At 45.2% G+C, this 1,217-nt stretch carries 2 protein-coding genes; one reads left to right on the top strand and one right to left on the bottom strand.

Annotated elements, in window-relative coordinates:
- Window positions 1-632, bottom strand: a 632-nt coding sequence (locus PX481_RS09695; protein ID WP_288094495.1) for a DUF3747 domain-containing protein, incomplete at its 3' end; no start/stop codon positions are given.
- A gap of 388 nt (window positions 633-1,020) precedes the next feature.
- Between PX481_RS09695 and PX481_RS09690 the strand changes: the two genes are divergently transcribed.
- Window positions 1,021-1,217 (top strand): NAD(P)-binding protein (locus PX481_RS09690; RefSeq protein WP_288094494.1); only part of this gene is annotated, 197 nt, incomplete at its 3' end.

Below are 1,217 nucleotides of genomic sequence, written 5' to 3'. Positions count from 1 at the left end.
GGTGTTTCTGCTTTGACGGATTCTCTGGGGGGGGGTGTGGGGGGGATAGACGATTGGGTACCCGCGAGTAATTCTGGGGGAGGATTGAAATTGGGACTATCGGCAGTTAGATAGATATGACTGAGATTTTGACCAGCTAGACTGCGTTTAGTAAAGCGCCAGCCATCGATGAGATAAATTTGCATTAAACCGCTCCCTAAACCTTTTGTCCGTCCAATAATTACCTCCGATTGCCTGGGATTGCGGGGGGTTCCCACAAGGACTAATTCCCCGTTGCGTTGTACGATACGCAGCAGGTATTCTAAACCGTAATCTTTGCCCTGAATGCGAAGGGAATAACCGTTACTGTCGGTGGCCCGTTCACAACTGCCGGTAAAATCGAAATCGAGCAGCAGCGGCTGAACAATGGTCGGTTCTGTGCCATTTACCGCCCAACATTGGCGTTTTCCTGGGATTTGTTGCAAAATCAGTAAATCGTATTTACCGTTACCGTAGGGTCGGGCAATAGCGATAAAATCTTCTTGATTAACTTCTCTTTGTTCAAAGAGAGTTGCTTGACTCGGTGTAGTCAGGAGACAACCCCCCAGAAGTGAAAACAGTAGGGTAAATTTTAAGGATGATTTTAGATTCATAAATAGGGAGCGTTGTTATAGAGATCGTACTTGCATTTATTTTATCGATCTAGACGTAAGCCAGAGAATTTTGTTTTCTTGGAAGATAGCTAGGGTTTGCTCAATAAATCTAAAAACCTTGTTGGGTAAAACTTTTAGACTTTTTGGTTTCCAAAAAGTACCAGATCTGGTAGTGATCGGGTGGAAAATCCCTGGACTTTTTCCCTGAAAATTAGGTAATTGACCCCCTCAAAATCGCTAAAACCCTACACCCCACACCCTACACCCCACACCCTACACCCTGCCCCCACCGAAAAACTTTTTGCCGCAAACCCTAGTTATTACTCGACCTAATCCACAGTAGGATAGAGATTGCTAAAAATTGACCCTTGAGTAGAGTGGCAACAAGATGGCGAAAGCGGCGATTATTGGATTGGGAAGATCGGGAATAGCAGCGGCAAGATGCTTAAAACGGGATGGTTGGCAGGTGACATTAAGCGATCGCTCTGATTCTCCCAGTTTACAAGCAACCAAAACCAATCTGGAAAGGGAAGGAATTATTGTCAATCTTGGTCAAAATCTCAGTCTAGAGGCTTCGGACTTGCC

This window comes from Microcystis sp. M53603_WE2 (genome assembly GCF_030065435.1).
The sequence above is the reverse complement of the archived record's forward strand: the minus strand, read 5'-3'. Positions and strand labels throughout refer to the sequence as shown.